The sequence below is a fragment of the Thalassobacterium maritimum genome, from assembly GCF_031127805.1.
In the GTDB taxonomy this organism is placed as follows: domain Bacteria; phylum Verrucomicrobiota; class Verrucomicrobiia; order Opitutales; family Coraliomargaritaceae; genus Thalassobacterium; species Thalassobacterium maritimum.
Genome location: NZ_JARXHW010000023.1, coordinates 24226 through 39866, shown reverse-complemented (window position 1 = coordinate 39866; position 15641 = coordinate 24226). Strand labels below are relative to the sequence as shown.

The window sequence follows — 15641 nt, the reverse complement described above, 5'->3', positions numbered from 1 at the left end:
TTTGAGATTCCCGTAACGATGAAAGCCAAACAGCCATTCCATGTAATGACGAAGCCCGCGGGGCCGTTATGCAATTTAGACTGCACCTACTGTTTTTATCTAGAAAAGGTGAAGCTTTTTCCGAAAAACCATCCGTTCAAGATGAGCGATGATTTATTAGAAGCTTATATTAAGGGCTACATTGAAGCGCAACCCGGGCCTGAAGTCAGTTTTGCCTGGCAGGGCGGGGAGCCGACTTTAGCAGGTTTAGCATTTTTCGAGAAAGTTGTGGCCCTGCAGGCACGTTATGGGCTCGGCAAAAAGATTGAGAATGCCTTTCAGACCAATGGCACGCGCTTGACTGACGCGTGGTGTGCTTTTCTCAAGGCGCATAACTTCCTAGTTGGGATCAGCATCGACGGTCCGGAGCACTTGCATGATGCCTATCGTGTCGATCGCAAGGGGCGTGGCACCTACCGTGAAGTCGTGCGTGGGATCGAGCTCTGCAAGAAGCACGGCGTCGAGTTTAACACGTTGACGGTGGTGAATGCCAAGAACGTGCAATACCCCTTAGAGGTCTATCGCTTCCTGCGCGAGATCGGTTCGCAATTTATACAGTTCATCCCGCTGGTTGAGCGCCGTGCCGACAGCGACTCCAGTCAACTCGGGCTAGGCCTGTCGCATCCGCCCGATCTATCAGCTGCCAGCGCGCTGCAGTTTGAGCCGCAAGTGACCGAGTGGTCGGTGCCCTCGCGTGCCTTGGGCGACTTTTACAATAAGATCTTTGATCGCTGGGTGCGGCGCGATGTCGGCCGAGTCTACGTGCAGCTCTTTGATGTGACGCTCGGCAAGTGGGTGGGAGCGCCCGGCGGTGTGTGCATGTATGCGGAAACCTGTGGTCGCGCGCTCGCGATGGAGCACAATGGCGATCTTTACGCTTGTGATCACTACGTGTATCCGCGCTACCGACTCGGCAATGTGATGAACCAAAGTATCGCCTCGATGGTGGATAGTGACCAAATGCGTGAATTCGGCGAAGCCAAGCGCAGTCGCCTGCCCAAGCAGTGCCGTGAGTGTGAGGTGCGCTTCTGTTGTAATGGCGATTGCCCGAAACATCGCTTTGCGCGGACCAAGGACGGGGAATACGGAATCAGTTACCTCTGTGCAGGGCTCAAGCAATTTTTCAAGCATTCCGGGCCTGCGATGAAGCAGATGGCGGAGCTCTATCGACAGCAGCGTTCGCCAATGGAAATCATGAAGAAATAAAAAACTGCAAAAAAGGCCGAACGCGCTCTTGACAAGAAGGCTGTGAGAAAGAGCATGTCCGTTCTTTCGCAGAAAGGATCAAGAGATATTTCTCTGTATGGTGGCTATAGCTCAGTTGGTTAGAGCATCGGCTTGTGATGCCGAGGGTCGCGGGTTCGAATCCCGTTAGCCACCCCATCCTTCGCTTTTTGTTCCAAAAAGCTTCGGATGGCAGGCCCCGCTCATAACGTGAGGCTGTTGTATTACGTTTATCGGATTCGCAGTATGACTTATCCTGATCGGGAATATACTGGGTATACCTCTGATTTGAGACAGCGTTTGAGAGAGAGCACAATGAAGGTTGTTGTGATTACACGCGTCCTTTTAAGCCTTGGAAGGTGGTCTGGTACTCTGCCTTCGACTGTGAAGCGAAAGCGCGAGCTTTTGAGAAGTATTTGAAGTCGGGCTCGGGTGTTGCTTTTGCTCAGAAACGTTTGTGGTAGTTCCTGAGCTGCTTTTGTAATCGTAGTTTCTGTCGTGCGGCAGACGCCCGGATCACTTTTTGAGGGCGGCGTCAAACCAGTTACTGCCGAAGTCGTTGTTGCTGGAGCGGCGATCGCCTCGTTGGCCACGCTGTTGTCCCTTACCAGGCTGGGCGCCGCGGCTTTTGGGGGCGCCCGTGCGCTCTTTTTTGCCGCCGATTTCGGGCTGCTTCTTCATGGAGAGTGCGATGCGCTTGCGCTGGAGGTCGATTTCGGTGACGGTGACCCGCACCTTGTCGCCGACTTTCACGACTTTGTTGGGATCGTCGACGAAGTTGTCAGAGAGCTGGCTGATGTGGACCAGTCCGTCCTGGTGCACACCGACATCGACGAAGGCCCCGAAGGCGGTTACATTGGTCACGATGCCGGGAAGCTTCATGCCGAGTGTGAGGTCGGCTGCTTTCTCGACCCCCTCGGCAAAAGCAAAGGCCTCAAACTGCTTGCGTGGGTCGCGCCCGGGCTTGGCGAGTTCTTCCATGATGTCTCGCAGTGTGGGCAGGCCGACTTCGTCGGAGACGTAATCTTCGAGCTTAATTTTTGCGCGTGCGCTGCTGTCTTGAGTTAGGTCATGAACTTTACAGCCTATGTTGGCGGCCATTTGCTCGACGAGCGCATAGCGCTCTGGGTGCACGCCGCTCTGGTCGAGGGGGTGCGCGGCGTCGCGAATGCGTAGGAAGCCGGCGCACTGTTCAAAGGCCTTGGGGCCGAGTCGGCTGACTTTGCTAAACTCCTTGCGGGATTTGAAGGGGCCGTTCTCTTGTCGGTGTGCGACGATGTTGCCCGCGATGGATTCGTTGAGGCCGGATACGTAGGAGAGCAGTTGCTTGCTGGCGGTGTTGATCTCGACGCCGACTTTGTTGACGGAGGAGATCACGGTGTCGTCGAGTGTGCGCTTGAGTGCAAGCTGATCCACGTCGTGTTGGTATTGGCCCACACCGATGGATTTTGGGTCGAGTTTGACCAGTTCCGCCAGCGGATCCATCAGCCGGCGGCCGATGGAAACGGCGCCACGCACCGTCAGGTCTTGATCGGGGAATTCCTCGCGAGCCGCTTCAGAGGCGGAGTAGATCGAGGCGCCCGATTCGTTGACGCTTACAATCACGATATTTGCCGAGAGTCCCAAGCCGCGGAAGAAGGCCTCGGTTTCGCGGCCGGCTGTGCCGTTGCCGATGGCGATGGCTTCGATCTTATATTTTTCAATCAGCGCCTTGGCTTCAATACCGGCGCGCTCGACTTGACCAGCGCTGCCTGTGCAGAAAAGCACGTGGTTGAAGAGTAGTTGCCCTTGAGCGTCGAGAATCACGGTTTTACAACCGGTGCGGAAGCCGGGGTCGACGGCCATGGTGCGCTTTTGTCCCAGTGGGGAGGCGAGCAAAAGTTCGCGCGCGTTATCCGCAAATACCTGAATGGCGGCTGCGTCGGCCTTCTTTTTGGCCTGCAGGCGCACTTCAGTTTCCATCGAAGGGCTGAGTAGGCGCTTGTAGGCGTCGGCGATGGCCTTTTTGACTTCGTCGGCGGCGGGGCCGCGTCCCTTGAGAAATTGTTTTTCAATCATCGCGATCGCGCTCTCTTCTTCAGGCAGGATGCGATGGAACAGGAAGCCTTCTTTTTCGCCGCGGCGGATCGCCAGCACTCGGTGGGAGGGGGCATTTTTGATCGGTTCCTGCCAGTCGAAATAGTCGCTGTATTTGGCGCCATCGGCTTCTTTGCCGGGGAAGGCCTCGGAGCTTAGAACCCCATGTTCCCAGAAGAGTTTGCGTAGTTTTTCGCGGATGTCGGCGTCGTCGCTAATCCATTCAGCTATGATGTGGCGTGCGCCAAGCAGTGCGGCGTCGGCGTCGGGCACTTCCTTTTCGGCATCGACATAGCTGCGCGCTTGTTGCGCGGTGTCGTTGGCATTTTGGTTCTCAAAAATATGTGTGGCCAGCGGCTCGAGGCCACGTTCGCGGGCGATCATGGCCTTGGTCCTGCGTTTGGGGCGGAAGGGGAGGTAGATGTCTTCCAGTTTGGCGAGAGTCTTGGCTTCGGCAATTTTGCTTTTCAGTTCGTCGCTTAGCAGGCCGCGTTCATCGAGTGATTTCTTGATGGATTCACGACGACTCGCTAGGTCGGCGAGTTGTTGCAAGCGATCTCGAATCGAAGTAATGAGGACTTCGTCGAGCTCGCCAGTCTGTTCTTTACGGTAGCGAGCGATAAAGGGAACGGTGCCGCCTTCAGCGATCAGTGCTGCGGTGGCAGCGACTTGATGAGCCTTGAGGCTCAGTTCTTCGGCGATTTGATCAATAAATGGGTTCTGCATGGGTGGTAAAAAGGCGCTCCCGATTTGGGTATCGTGGGAAAGCGGACGACCCTAGTACAGATGTTCTATAGGGAAAGCAAAACTGTGGCTCAAACAGCGTTTTTTTAGAAGGCGAGGTCGTCGATGTATGGAGCTCGCTCCTCGCCGACCAATTCTTCAACATAGTCTACAGTCGTGGGACCTGCGCTGGTGGTACCGCCGGTGTAGTTGGCTAGCGACTGGTCATAGCGGAAGGAACCACTACCTGTGAGTTCTATGTTCTTGCTGATAACGGAGCCGTAGATGTCGGAGTTGCCGGTGACCTTCACTTCGGCATTGGGCGCATAAATGATGCCACTGAATTGTCCGTTGTTGAGGAAATCGAAATTTTGTGTGCCTGTAGCGGTGCCCCAAATCTGTAGTTGTTGGGGAGAAACTTCGCTAAAGAGTCCCGCACCTGTGATCGCCATGTCGCCAGCGAGGTAGATCGTGACGGTGGCGTCGTCAGCCATTTCGATGGTGCCGCCCTCGATTACTTTGAGTGTGGTTTGATTTTCATTGGGTAAGTTGATGACCAAGTCGCCTTCGATGCGGAGAGTCGCGCCCGCTTTGACTTCCAGTTCATCTAAATTGAGAATGGTGAGAGTGTTGGGGGCGCCCAGAGTTTCTTCATCTACGTAAACGTTTTGATACCATGTGGACCATTTATTGCTGACTTGGCGCCGATCAGTGTAGGGGAGCTTATAATCGAGCCTAAGGTCGGTCGGAGTGAGGGTGGGTACTTCGATTTCCTCGAAATCTGCAGTGAAGCCGGTCGATAGGGCGCCTGTTTGAGTGGAGACTAACCAGCCGTTTTTCTTCCAAAGTTCGTCGGTGTCGGACGAATCCCATTCGCTCATATCTTTAGGCCCGACTTGGCCGCCCCAGCCCACGTCGAGGCCGCTGTAGTCAGCTGAGCCGACGGCTGCCGTGCCATATACATCGGAGCTGCCGATTGTGATGGCACCGGCAGCGGTACTCGCGGTGGCGATGGCCACCTTGTCGGTCGCTACGCCGCTGCTGTAGGGAATGTAAGGAGTGCTGGGGTCATTGTCTGGGTCAGAGACCCAGCTGTCAAATTTGACACCTCCGCTGGCTTTGATGAAATCTTTGGTCAGCATGCCATAGGCAAAGAGCCCTTGTGCGCTCGACGCTGAAATGCTGGCATACATGTATTTCTCGATAGGAGGGCCGGTTGGCTGACTGATTGATGATTTGACGACGACCTCTGGCGAGTCGCTCGAATAATTGTAGACGGAAATCTTAGTGGTCGATTTTATGTTGCCGGTAAAGGTGATTTCATCGAGTGTTTTCAGGGCACTTTGGCCAGTGATGGTCCAATTGGTCCAATCGTAGTTATTCTCCGACTGCAGCATAATTGCTTGCACGGCATATTCGATTCCTGACTCAGCAAGATTGATGGCGGCCGTGTTGTAAAAGACGCGGTTGGATTGTTTGAGTGTTTGGTTGCTCAAGTTCAGATAGCCAGGTATCGCGATCACTGCGAGTAGTGTCGTGAAAATCATGGAGATGATTAAAGCGCTCCCTTGTTTAGATGTGGCGCCCCTGAATGGTTTAATATGTGTATGCATAGTCCTTACGGGGTTGGAGTGTCTTTGTTTCTAAGAATGTAGCGGGCCGATGCGATCTTTGCCGTGGTTGGGGTGCCTGCATTGGTATGTTTGCTAAATTCACCTACGATTTGTAGCATCTTTGTGTTTTCGTTGAGAGGAGTTAGGCTGATGCCCTGAATTATGGGACTGCCAGTAATATCGTAAGCAAGAAAGTCAAGCTCGCTGACATTGGAGGCTAATACGACACGTCTGCTACCTGTTTCTTGCCGTGTCACCTCTTGGCTGTCGGGGTCGTAGGTGTAAGTATAATTGACCCCCTTTTTGAGAAGTTTGAAGCTGTTGCTATTAGACCACGTGATTGACTCCGCTTCTCTGACGTCGCGCGAAAAATTTTGGATTAGTTTTCCCGTTTCTATATCGAAATCGGAGTAATCAGACGCCACTAATGTGGCTCTCGCAAAACTGAGGTAGAAGGTGATGACGACTGCTGACAGAATCATGGAAAGGCTCACTGCAACCAATAGCTCCGCAAGTGTCATCCCGGAGGTCGAGGCTCTCTTCTTGGCTGTATTTATCGCGGTGTTACACATGAAATCGTAATCTAAAATTGTAAGGCTGGTAATTAAGGCCGTAGACCATAGTAGTAGTCGTGCATCCCGTTTTCGGCGTAGTTAAAAACCATGGCGAGTTGATGCGTATCGTCCTTTATGCCTGTCCATTCTGCCGATAAACGAATTTGTAGCAGTCCTGATTCACCATTCGGAACTGTGATTTCTCGTTTGAACACGAACTTGTCGGGCTGAACCTCAGGAAACTGTATGGTCTCCGATGCGGTAAAAGTCGCAGATCTCGCCAGATTTTGAAGGGCCGACCAGTTGAGTAATCTGATTTGTTCCGCTTCATCTTGTAAGACCTGGGTGACATAAGAGGTCGCGCGCGCTGTATCATTTTGCAGCATACCTATTCGCAAGCATATTGCGGATGAGGCCAGGCCAAGCCCTATAACCATAATCGCCACCATGATTTCTACCAGTGTGAATCCGCGAGTCTGCCGGCATGCAAGTTTTCGTGCCGTCGGAGTCTGGGGAGGTGAATGTGGCGTGTCGATCTGCATGTTCTAAGGCATTTTTTATCGCTAGCTAGGCGATGTCAAATGTCGCTAGTACTAGCATGAATACCACTAACATACAATCGTATAGTGTATAAACCTCATTTTTACAAGATTCTTAATATGATTGTAGGCGCGCAGTCAGCGACTACGCAGAGGCATCGTTTGGGGCTCAGGATGCTTTGAGAGACTGGTAAATTTCCTTGAGTGCGGCGAAGTCTTGGTCGCGAGATCCGCTGAGGATGGTATGGTCGTAGAGCTCGCTTTGTTGCATCTCTTCGACGGCGACTTGCATGCGGCGTTGCACTTCGTCCTCGGCGTCGGTACCGCGTCCCCGTAAGCGAACTTCGAGCTCAGCGATGGTGGGGGGCATGATGAAGACAGTGGTGACCTTGCCTTTGAGTAGCGGGTCGTTTTGTGCGGTATCACGCATTTGAGCCGCGCCTTGCACATCGATATTGAGTAACAGGTCCACTCCGGCTGCCAGCTTGTTTTGCACTTCGCTTTTTAAGGTGCCGTATAAATTGCTATGAACGTGGGCGTGCTCGTAAAAGGCGCCCGCATCGATTTTGGCCTGAAAGCTTTGGTGGTCGAAGAAGTAGTAGTCGATGGTATCCACTTCGCCCGCACGCGGCGCGCGGGTGGTGGAAGTGACGACGCGTTGCACGCCTGGCACTTCGGCGAGCATGCGGTCGCACACGGTGGTTTTGCCGCTGCCAGCGGGGCCTGATACGATGATGAGGTGACCTGTATTCACAGCCATGGTTTTGATCGTTCGGTATTATTGGGTGTTAGTAAGTGAGGGCGACTCCGAGCAGGAGCAGGCCGTACGCTGCGAATACGCCACCAAAGATGCGTGGGCGTGCTTCCTTGTTGTAGAGCCACTCAAAGAAATCGCGCAATTTGTAGGGGTTGGAGCCTAAAATGAGAGCCGCTACGATCGCGACATATACAAATGTGACTAGGAAGAGTCGAGTGGCTGGCAGCTCCATGTAGGCGGCATTCAGCAGGGTGCCTGCTGTCAATAAGATCAGGGCGGCGAGTCCGCGCACTGCGAGGAAGTCCGGCACGTAGATGAAGGAGCCGACTGCCACGACAAGAAAGACACCAAATAGCAGGTTCTTATATTGCCCAAAGTCGGCTGGGCCGAGTTGTGTGATCTTATACAGGAACCATGCGGCGGCAGTGCCGAGTAGGATGTAGGCTGCGACTCGCGAGCGGGGAAATGCTTGCACGCTCGCTGCCGAGCGCATGCCGTGCCACAGAAAGTGAGCACCGAAGGCGATCAGAAAGATGCTGGTAAAGAGAGTGGCTTGGAAAAGTGTCATTGTATGAATGCGGTGTGAAATAAGACGCTCGCTGAACTCTTTGAGTGCGAACGATCAGATATAGCTAATGGAGATTGGCTGTGGTGGAAGGAAAAAAGCAGTCGAGGTTTGTCTGTGCGGGCGTGGCTGTCATGTTGCAGCTATGGATTTACTTTTAGAGAACTCATTGAAGCCGATCGACTTGCTTGTTTTTGACTGTGATGGGGTGTTGCTGGAGTCGATGGCTGCCAAGATTGAGGCCTTTCGGCAGTGGGTGCCGGAGGCGCATGCCGCGCAGCGGGCGGCTTTTATGGAGATCGTGATGGCGGGCTTTGGAACGGCTCGAACGCAGCATATCCGCAGTTTTTATCAGGATCTGTTGGGGCAGTCAGTCTCAGAGCAGTTTCTTGTAGACGAAGTGGCTCGTTTTGCAGAGATCTGCGAGCCGCTTTGTGCTCAAGCGGATTGGCGCGTCGGCTCGCGCGAGTTTGTGCTGGCCTGTCGGGAGGCTGGGATCCCGCGTTACGTGCTTTCGGGCACGCCGCAGCAAGCACTGGAGGCGATGATGGAATCCACTGGGGCCGCGGGCTTGTTTGATGTAATCATCGGTTCACCGCCAGCGAAACCTGAGAGTCTGACTCGCATCTTAGCGGAGACGGGCACGCCCGCGCATCGCTGTGTCTTTGTGGGCGACGCGGAAGCGGATCGTGCGGCGGCTGAGCATGTAGGCGCACATTTTGTCTATTTTCCATCAGAGGCCAATCGTCCAACGGGTGAGGTCGTCACTGAAGTCAGTGATTTACGGCAATTATTGAATTAGCATAGCTTTTCTGGTTGACTGCTTAGATTAGGTGTTCTTATCTTAAGTTCGTTCAATATTACCAATGAAAAGCAAAATACATACCCTCGCATCTCTCAGCTTACTTGCTTTGGGATCTACTCTTAACGCGCAAGGCGGCTTCGTTTTGTTTGGCGACTCGGCTGCGAAGCCTGCCCCTGAGCAAAAGGCGGTGCGTCCGATTTCGGCGCCGTATTTTCATGAAGATTCTTTTGTGACGACTGATCTGCGCGCATGGTATGTCCAGCACGACTTTGATTCGGATACGAAGGGTATTCTGAACAATGGCTCCGCGTCAGTCATGGCCTTGCAGCTGCGTGTGGCGCTTACCGAGAGCTTACAGTTGGTCGCTTATAAGGATGGCTATACTGAGTTTGATGATGCGGGCCCGGTATTGGATGATAATTCCGGTTGGAACGATATCGGCGCAGGTATCAAGTGGGCTTTCATTCAAGACTGGGAAAATCAATTTCACATGGCCGCAGGGATCGGTTACGAGTTCAGCTGGGGAGACGAAGAAGTGCTGCAGGACAGTGATGAGCTGCGCTTATGGCTTTCCGCGAATAAGGGCTTTGATCAGCTGCACCTAGGCGCCACTGTGAATGCGATCCTTTCCGAGGATGATTCCGATAGTCTTTTGGGGAACTCGGATATGATTACGGCGCATGTGCATGCGGATTATTATTTGACTGAGTGGCTGAGCCCCGTGGTCGAGGTGAACGCTTATTTTGCTCAGGATGATTCGGCTGTTCCATTTTCAGGGGTCGATGCGGGGAGTCTGCCCGGTGGGGATGGCGAAGATACCTATACTGTAGCGCTAGGCGCCGAGTTGCGTGTCCTCGAGGGGCTGGGCTTGCGTGTTGCTTATGAAACAGAGTTGAACGACAACGAGAGCTTGTTCGGAGATCGCTGGACGCTTTCCGCAGTCTACGAATTTTAGAATACAATGATTTTTGTGTGAGTCTTGTTTACGGGACGGGCGACTCCAATGGAGTCGCCCGTCTTTTTGTGTCTAGCTTTTTGGTTTCAGGTTTCACTTGATCTCGCGAGCAGGATACTCATATTTCAGCTAAATTTACTAATTGCTGACCACCCCGCAGCGTTTGGATCCTTCAGGCTGATTCACAGAAAACACCCCGTTTTGTCGATCTGTCTATAGCACACATTTACGTATGAATTTTGACTCTATACTCGGGGGCCTGTTAGGTGTCTTTCTCGGCATTTTACTGACATGGATAGCGACAAAACGCCGTTTTAAGCGGCTAGAGGAGGGCTTACGTGGTCAACTTGATGTTGAAAAACGCGAGGCGCGATTGGCTCAAAAAGAGGCGCAGTCGGAGTTGGAATTAAAATTTAAAAATAAGGAACTTGAACTGAGCCACTCAGTGGTGGCGCGTGAAGAGGAGTTGCAGATTCGCTCGCGGGAACTAGAGCGTGAAGCGGAACGGCAGGAGGAGCAGCAGGCGCAAGTCGACTTAAAGTTTAAGGAGCTAGCTCGGGAGCAGCGTTTACTGAGCGACGCGGAGCATGAGGCTGAGAAGATTCGTCGCCTTTATCGTCTGAAGTTGCACCAGATTACGCAAATGGAGCGCGACGATGCGCGACAATTGTTGATGAAATCCACCGAGCGCGAATGTGCGCAGGAGATTCGTGACTTGCGCCAGACGCTACTCGGGCGCGGCGAGGCCGAGGTTGCTGGTGAAGCGAAACGTATTTTGTTGGCTGCGATGCAACGGATCACGAGCCAGCCGATGAACGACGCCACTGCAACGGTGGTTACTTTGCCCAGCGAGGAAATGAAGGGGCGCATTATTGGACGTGAGGGGCGTAATATTCGAACTTTCGAGCATGCCACCGGCACGACGCTGATGATCGATGAGACACCCGATTCCGTCTTGATCTCATGCTTTGATCCGGTGCGCCGCGAAGTGGCTCGTATCGCACTGGAAGCGCTCTTGCGCGATGGCCGCATACATCCTTCCAGTATTGAAGATGAGGTGGTCAAAGCTGAAGAGGAAATGCATGCCAATGTGATCGATCTGGGGGAGGGGGCTTTGCGCAAATTACGTTTGCACGATGTGCATCCGGAAGTCGTGGCCCTCTTGGGAAAGTTGCATTACCGACTTTCCAATAATCAAAATACCCTCGCGCACTCTGTGGAGGTGGCCAATCTCTGCGCTTTGATCGCTTCAGAAATAGGTCTGGACCCGCTGATTGCGAAACGGGCGGGACTTTTCCACGACATTGGCAAGGCAGTCGATGAAGATTATGAGGGCAGTCACGCGACTGTTGGGGCAGAGATCATTAAGCAGCACGGTGAAGATGCACGTGTAGTCAACGCTGCTGCAGCTCACCACCAAGAAGTGCCTGCGGAAAGTGCTTACGCGGGGCTGGTTATGGTCGCGGATTCACTTTCAGCGGTGCGTCCAGGAGCACGCGCGTCGTCCATCGATGGCTTTATTCAGCGTGTGCGCAGTATCGAGGAGATTGCCGCTGCTCAGATGGGGGTGAGCGAAGCCTATGCCGTGCAGGCGGGGCGCGAGGTGCGAGTCATTGTGGAGCCAGAGATGGTCAGCGATGAGGAAGCGCGTCAATTGGCCCGCACGATCCGTCAGAAAATTGAAGAGCAACTTAATTACCCGGGCACGGTCGAAATCACTGTGATTCGAGAACAAAGATATTCGGAAACTGCGGTATGATTTTTCCACGATTTCATAAAAGTGCTCTATTGTGGCTGCTTAGTCTGTCGACGGCATGGGCGGCCCCTTCGGTGGTGGTCTTAGATAGTGGCGAGCGCTTAATCGGGGAGCTTGCGCCCGAGTCTACCGAAACGACGCTTGTTTTAAAGTCGGCTGTTTTGGGCGAACTGAGACTGGCGCGCGCGCATGTGGTGTCGGTTACAAGGCAGAGTGCGGAAACTCAGGCTAAGCCTGAAGTCGCGGCCAAGCCAAAGCGAGCACAGGGGCAAGGGCAGCGAGCGCAGGCAAAAACTGACAAGCAGCAGCCTGCTACAGAGGCAAAGCCAGCTCGGGAGGTGTCTGCCGAGCCAGTGCAGCAGCCTGCCGAGGTAGAACTGGCGAAAGCCAACGAAGCATTGTCGATCATGGAGGCGAAGCTTGCTGAGCTCAGAGAGCTGAAGTTGGCGGAAACTTTTAATACCGTGAAGAACTACAAGACTCCAGATTCATGGTCGGGTAGCTTGAAGCTCGGCATTAATTTGAGCCAAGGTGACAGTCGTTGGGCGCAAAGTTATGCGAAGGGGAATTTAGAGATTAAGCCTAAGCAAAGCCTCAATTATTACCGCTTGAGTGGCTCTTACACGTATCGCCAAACAGAGGCTGCGAACGGTAATGAATACAAATCAACCGATAAAATGGATGCAGAATTTACCTATCGTCGCACTTTCTGGGACGATTGGTTTGTGCAAAATGCACTCGGCTATCGCGCGGATCATATTAAAGGCATTGATCGTGAGGCGCAGGAATCAGTGGGGATCGGCTATCGCTATAAGCCATCGAGCAAGATTAATGTGCTATTTGGAGCCGGTGGTGGTGTCGAAGAGTTGGATGCGGACTATGAAGACACGCGCTCTGGCTTCAACCCTCTGCTCAATGTCTTTCAGGAAGCTACATGGAGCCCGATCAAGCGCACCACACTCGTTCAGAAGTTTAACTATTATATCAACCCCGAGGATTCGCAGCAGTACAATTATATCTTCTCCGCTGCGCTGCGGCTGAGACTGACAGACCTGCTAGGTTTCGAGTTCTCATACAATAAGAGCTTCGATAACGATGTCGGCGACGGAAATGCGCAGGACGATGTGCAATGGCGTAACGCCTTGGTCGTCTATTTCTAAGCGAGAATTGTTTCTAGTGCAGGCGCGTTCGGGTCCTGTTCCACTGCGGCACCTGCGGTCAGCGGGTAGCGATACTCTTCGCCACTGAAGTTGCGCATGACGATTGCCTCGTCGGTAATCTCCTTAATGTAGTCAGGGTTAATTGGGATCTTGCCGCCACCACCCGGCGCATCGATCACGAATTGTGGGATTGCATATCCGGTGGTATGGCCGCGCAAGCTGCGGATGATCTCGATGCCCTTGCGCGGGTCGGCGCGTAAGTGAGCGCTGCCGGTGATTAAGTCACACTGATAAATGTAGTAGGGGCGCACACGCATCATGAGCAGGCGGTGAATCAGCGATTTCATGACATCTGCATCGTCATTTACATCCCGCAGCAGCACCGACTGGTTCCCGATTGGCACGCCTGCATACACCAATTGTTCACAGGCATTTCGCAGGGTGTGGGTGCACTCGTTGGGGTGATTGACATGGATACTCATCCAAATGGGACCATGCTTTTTGAAAATTTCGCACAATTCTGGTGTGATGCGCTGAGGTAAAAATACTGGGATACGTGAGCCGATACGGATGAATTCCACGTGTGGGATTTTACGCAGTTCGCCCAGTAAGTGGTCCAGTTTGCGGTCCGAGAGAAGTAGGGGGTCGCCACCACTCAGTAGCACATCACGAACTTCCGGGTGTGTGCGGATGTATTCTAGTCCGCTCTCAAATTCCGGGTGGAAGTTGTAGTCCTGCGCGTTGGAAACCAGTCGGCTGCGTGTGCAGTAGCGGCAATAGGAGGCGCAGCGATCTGTCACCAAGAACAGCACGCGGTCGGGGTAGCGGTGCACGATGCCGTCAACTGGTTTCGTGTTTTCCTCGCCCACCGGGTCCAGCATCTCTTCGGGAGCGGTGCGCATTTCGCCCGCGCGTGGAATGATCTGGCGGCGAATGGGGCAGTTCGGGTCTTCGCGATCAATTAGGTTGAAAAAATACGGGGTGATTGCCAGTGCGAGCTTGTCCTTCGCGAACAGGCAGCCCGCACGCTCGTCGGCTGTGAGCGTCATATGCTGCTCCAAGTGCTCCAACTTGGTGAGACGGTTCTTGAGCTGCCATTTCCAGCTATTCCAGTCTTCGGCGGGCACGTCGGCCCAGAGGCCTTGGCCTTGTTGCCAGTTGTCGAGTGAGTCGTTTGGATACATTGTCAGTAGTGGTCGGAGCTAAAGTAGTCGAAAGAAAATCTTCGGTAGTTGACGAGTTGATGTATCTATATACTTAAATATGTCAATGGCAGCAGTGAAAACAAATATAGAGATCGATGCGCTAGCGAAGCAGCTATGGGCGCTGGGCGACCCGCTGCGCCTACAGATTTTGCGTATTTTGCCCACAGAGCCTACCTGCCATAACGCATGCAACGTTTCCACCATTGCAGAGCGCATCGGGCTCTCACAGCCTGCGACCTCGCACCATTTACGCATCTTGCGGCAGGCTGGAATCATTACCAATGAGAAAAAATGTCGGGACATGATTTATTGGATCGATTTAGAGGCCGCAGAGCAGGTGAGCCTGCAATTAAAAGAGGTCTTGAGTTAGCTTGCTGTATTTTACTTGAAGCTTTTGAATTGCATGGCGCGGGATTCTCGTTTGGCTCCTGCGCTAACATGGCTAAAACGACTCGCACAGGACTCATTGCATTTGAAGACGGAACCGTATTCCGTGGCCGCGCTTTTGGCGCTGTAGCTACCAACGTAGGCGAAGCCTGCTTCAATACCAGCATGACGGGCTATCAAGAGATATTGACCGATCCGTCTTATTTTTCGCAGATCGTCACTATGACGGCGGTGCAAATCGGCAATTACGGCATTTGCCCGGATGACGTCGAGTCCGACGGTCCCAAGGTCAAGGGCTTCATTGTACGTGAGATCAGCCCCGTCGCCAGTAACTGGCGCAGTAATATTTCGATCCAAGATTATTTGGCCGAAGCGGGCATTCCAGGCATCGAGGGGGTGGATACACGCGCCATCACCAAAAAGCTGCGCGTCTCTGGTGCGCTCAAGGCTTGCATCACTACCGAGGATATTTCCGAGGAAGATGCCATTCAGCGTGCAAAGGACTTTGGCGGCCTGATCGGAGTGGACTTTGTTAAAGAGGTCACAGCGAAAGAAGCCTACCAATGGGACCCCGAGATGAAGCAATCGACCCCATTCACCGTGGTCGGCACCGATTTGAATTTAAACGCGGACAAAACTGAGAAGCCTCGTTTCAAGGTCGCGGCAATGGATTTCGGCGGAAAATTCTCGATTTACCGCAAATTGCAGCATCATGGTTTCGATGTGCATGTCTTTCCTGCGACCGCTTCGGTTGCGGAGATTCAAGCGATCGAGCCCGACTGTGTCTTTCTTTCCAACGGCCCTGGTGATCCCGGTGCAGTGGAGTATGCACACGCCACCGTCAAAGAATTGATCGAGGAGTATCCCACCTTTGGTATTTGCTTGGGGCATCAGATTATTACACACGCCTTGGGGGCGAAGACCTTTAAGCTTAAGTTTGGTCACCGTGGCGGCAACCAGCCCGTCAAGAACTTAGAAACTGGCAAGGTTTCGATCACTGCGCAAAACCACGGTTTCGCATCCACCCGCGAAGAGTTGGAAAAGGCAGGTGCCGTGGTCACCGAGATCAACCTCAACGACGAAACAGTCGAAGGTCTACGTCTCAAGGACAAGCCCGTCTTTTCGGTGCAATACCACCCCGAAGCCGCTCCTGGTCCCAACGACGCCGATGCACTCTTTGTAGATTTCTACAACATGGTCGCGAAGCACCACGCGTAGGACGCAGCTGAAAGCAATGTAGCACGACGGCGAGAGCCGTCGGCTGCGTGTGCTTGGCGAACGGC

Annotated in this window: 15 protein-coding genes, 1 tRNA gene and 1 pseudogene; 9 read left to right on the top strand and 8 right to left on the bottom strand. The window is 53.3% G+C overall.

Annotated elements, in window-relative coordinates; translation table 11 throughout:
- The first annotated feature begins 18 nt into the window (after positions 1-18).
- The 3 genes from QEH52_RS10955 to QEH52_RS20730 all read left to right on the top strand — a co-directional run bounded on the left by QEH52_RS10955 (position 19) and on the right by QEH52_RS20730 (position 1727).
- Positions 19-1245, top strand: coding sequence for an anaerobic sulfatase maturase (locus QEH52_RS10955; protein WP_308950427.1), 1227 nt, complete (start codon positions 19-21; stop codon positions 1243-1245).
- 100 nt (positions 1246-1345) lie between these two features.
- Positions 1346-1422: transfer RNA gene (locus tag QEH52_RS10950), tRNA-His, on the top strand.
- Positions 1423-1622: 200 nt separating this feature from the next.
- Positions 1623-1727, top strand: coding sequence for a GIY-YIG nuclease family protein (locus tag QEH52_RS20730; RefSeq protein WP_425609285.1), 105 nt, complete (start codon positions 1623-1625; stop codon positions 1725-1727).
- A 52-nt stretch (positions 1728-1779) separates the two neighbouring features.
- On the opposite strand, the gene QEH52_RS10945 is transcribed toward QEH52_RS20730, so the two are convergent.
- The 7 genes and pseudogenes from QEH52_RS10945 to QEH52_RS10920 all read right to left on the bottom strand — a co-directional run bounded on the left by QEH52_RS10945 (position 1780) and on the right by QEH52_RS10920 (position 8093).
- On the bottom strand, positions 1780-4065 hold the full coding sequence (locus QEH52_RS10945) for a Tex family protein (RefSeq protein ID WP_308950425.1): 2286 nt from the start codon (positions 4063-4065) through the stop codon (positions 1780-1782).
- A 104-nt stretch (positions 4066-4169) separates the two neighbouring features.
- On the bottom strand, positions 4170-5609 hold the full coding sequence (locus QEH52_RS10940) for a DUF7305 domain-containing protein (RefSeq protein ID WP_308950424.1): 1440 nt from the start codon (positions 5607-5609) through the stop codon (positions 4170-4172).
- 71 nt (positions 5610-5680) lie between these two features.
- On the bottom strand, positions 5681-6157 hold the full coding sequence (locus QEH52_RS10935) for a hypothetical protein (RefSeq protein WP_308950422.1): 477 nt from the start codon (positions 6155-6157) through the stop codon (positions 5681-5683).
- A gap of 122 nt (positions 6158-6279) precedes the next feature.
- On the bottom strand, positions 6280-6615 hold the full coding sequence (locus QEH52_RS10930) for a hypothetical protein (RefSeq protein ID WP_308950421.1): 336 nt from the start codon (positions 6613-6615) through the stop codon (positions 6280-6282).
- Positions 6616-6645: 30 nt separating this feature from the next.
- Positions 6646-6771, bottom strand: a pseudogene (locus tag QEH52_RS20725) (prepilin-type N-terminal cleavage/methylation domain-containing protein); the annotation flags it as partial.
- Between the two features lie 166 nt (positions 6772-6937).
- Positions 6938-7528 (bottom strand): guanylate kinase, encoded by a 591-nt coding sequence (gene gmk, locus QEH52_RS10925; protein WP_308950419.1) that lies wholly within the window; start codon positions 7526-7528, stop codon positions 6938-6940.
- A 28-nt stretch (positions 7529-7556) separates the two neighbouring features.
- Positions 7557-8093, bottom strand: coding sequence for a hypothetical protein (locus tag QEH52_RS10920; RefSeq protein WP_308950418.1), 537 nt, complete (start codon positions 8091-8093; stop codon positions 7557-7559).
- A gap of 142 nt (positions 8094-8235) precedes the next feature.
- Here QEH52_RS10920 and QEH52_RS10915 point away from each other — a divergent pair, with 142 nt between their 5' ends.
- The 4 genes from QEH52_RS10915 (at position 8236) to QEH52_RS10900 (ending at position 12766) form a co-directional block, all read left to right on the top strand.
- Positions 8236-8892: an HAD family hydrolase gene (locus QEH52_RS10915; protein ID WP_308950417.1), complete on the top strand. Its 657-nt coding sequence runs from the start codon at positions 8236-8238 to the stop codon at positions 8890-8892.
- A gap of 64 nt (positions 8893-8956) precedes the next feature.
- On the top strand, positions 8957-9850 hold the full coding sequence (locus tag QEH52_RS10910; RefSeq protein ID WP_308950416.1) for a hypothetical protein: 894 nt from the start codon (positions 8957-8959) through the stop codon (positions 9848-9850).
- 232 nt (positions 9851-10082) lie between these two features.
- Positions 10083-11609 carry a ribonuclease Y gene (rny, locus tag QEH52_RS10905; protein WP_308950415.1) on the top strand — a complete coding sequence of 509 codons (1527 nt, stop codon included), beginning with the start codon at positions 10083-10085 and terminating at the stop codon, positions 11607-11609.
- Entirely contained in the window at positions 11606-12766 is a 1161-nt protein-coding gene (locus QEH52_RS10900) for a DUF481 domain-containing protein (protein WP_308950414.1), read from the top strand. Before rny ends, QEH52_RS10900 begins: the two co-directional genes overlap by 4 nt.
- On the opposite strand, the gene QEH52_RS10895 is transcribed toward QEH52_RS10900, so the two are convergent.
- Positions 12763-13950 (bottom strand): KamA family radical SAM protein, encoded by a 1188-nt coding sequence (locus tag QEH52_RS10895; RefSeq protein ID WP_308950413.1) that lies wholly within the window; start codon positions 13948-13950, stop codon positions 12763-12765. The two genes, QEH52_RS10900 and QEH52_RS10895, sit on opposite strands and share 4 nt — an antisense overlap.
- A 94-nt stretch (positions 13951-14044) precedes the next feature.
- On the opposite strand from QEH52_RS10895, the gene QEH52_RS10890 reads away from it, so the two are divergent.
- Entirely contained in the window at positions 14045-14341 is a 297-nt protein-coding gene (locus QEH52_RS10890) for an ArsR/SmtB family transcription factor (protein ID WP_308950411.1), read from the top strand.
- 68 nt (positions 14342-14409) lie between these two features.
- Positions 14410-15576 carry a glutamine-hydrolyzing carbamoyl-phosphate synthase small subunit gene (gene carA / locus QEH52_RS10885; protein ID WP_308950409.1) on the top strand — a complete coding sequence of 389 codons (1167 nt, stop codon included), beginning with the start codon at positions 14410-14412 and terminating at the stop codon, positions 15574-15576.
- Positions 15577-15641 lie beyond the last annotated feature (65 nt).

Bases quoted from the DNA above. Each gene is read 5' to 3' on its own strand.
- QEH52_RS10945 (WP_308950425.1), bottom strand. From the start codon at position 4,065: ATGCAGAACCCATTTATTGATCAAATCGCCGAAGAACTGAGCCTCAAG.
- QEH52_RS10935 (WP_308950422.1), bottom strand. From the start codon at position 6,157: ATGATTCTGTCAGCAGTCGTCATCACCTTCTACCTCAGTTTTGCGAGA.
- rny (WP_308950415.1), top strand. From the start codon at position 10,083: ATGAATTTTGACTCTATACTCGGGGGCCTGTTAGGTGTCTTTCTCGGC.
- QEH52_RS10910 (WP_308950416.1), top strand. From the start codon at position 8,957: ATGAAAAGCAAAATACATACCCTCGCATCTCTCAGCTTACTTGCTTTG.
- gmk (WP_308950419.1), bottom strand. From the start codon at position 7,528: ATGGCTGTGAATACAGGTCACCTCATCATCGTATCAGGCCCCGCTGGC.
- carA (WP_308950409.1), top strand. From the start codon at position 14,410: ATGGCTAAAACGACTCGCACAGGACTCATTGCATTTGAAGACGGAACC.
- QEH52_RS10895 (WP_308950413.1), bottom strand. From the start codon at position 13,950: ATGTATCCAAACGACTCACTCGACAACTGGCAACAAGGCCAAGGCCTC.
- QEH52_RS10930 (WP_308950421.1), bottom strand. From the start codon at position 6,615: ATGCTGCAAAATGATACAGCGCGCGCGACCTCTTATGTCACCCAGGTC.
- QEH52_RS10915 (WP_308950417.1), top strand. From the start codon at position 8,236: ATGGATTTACTTTTAGAGAACTCATTGAAGCCGATCGACTTGCTTGTT.
- QEH52_RS10900 (WP_308950414.1), top strand. From the start codon at position 11,606: ATGATTTTTCCACGATTTCATAAAAGTGCTCTATTGTGGCTGCTTAGT.
- QEH52_RS10955 (WP_308950427.1), top strand. From the start codon at position 19: ATGAAAGCCAAACAGCCATTCCATGTAATGACGAAGCCCGCGGGGCCG.
- QEH52_RS10940 (WP_308950424.1), bottom strand. From the start codon at position 5,609: ATGATTTTCACGACACTACTCGCAGTGATCGCGATACCTGGCTATCTG.
- QEH52_RS10920 (WP_308950418.1), bottom strand. From the start codon at position 8,093: ATGACACTTTTCCAAGCCACTCTCTTTACCAGCATCTTTCTGATCGCC.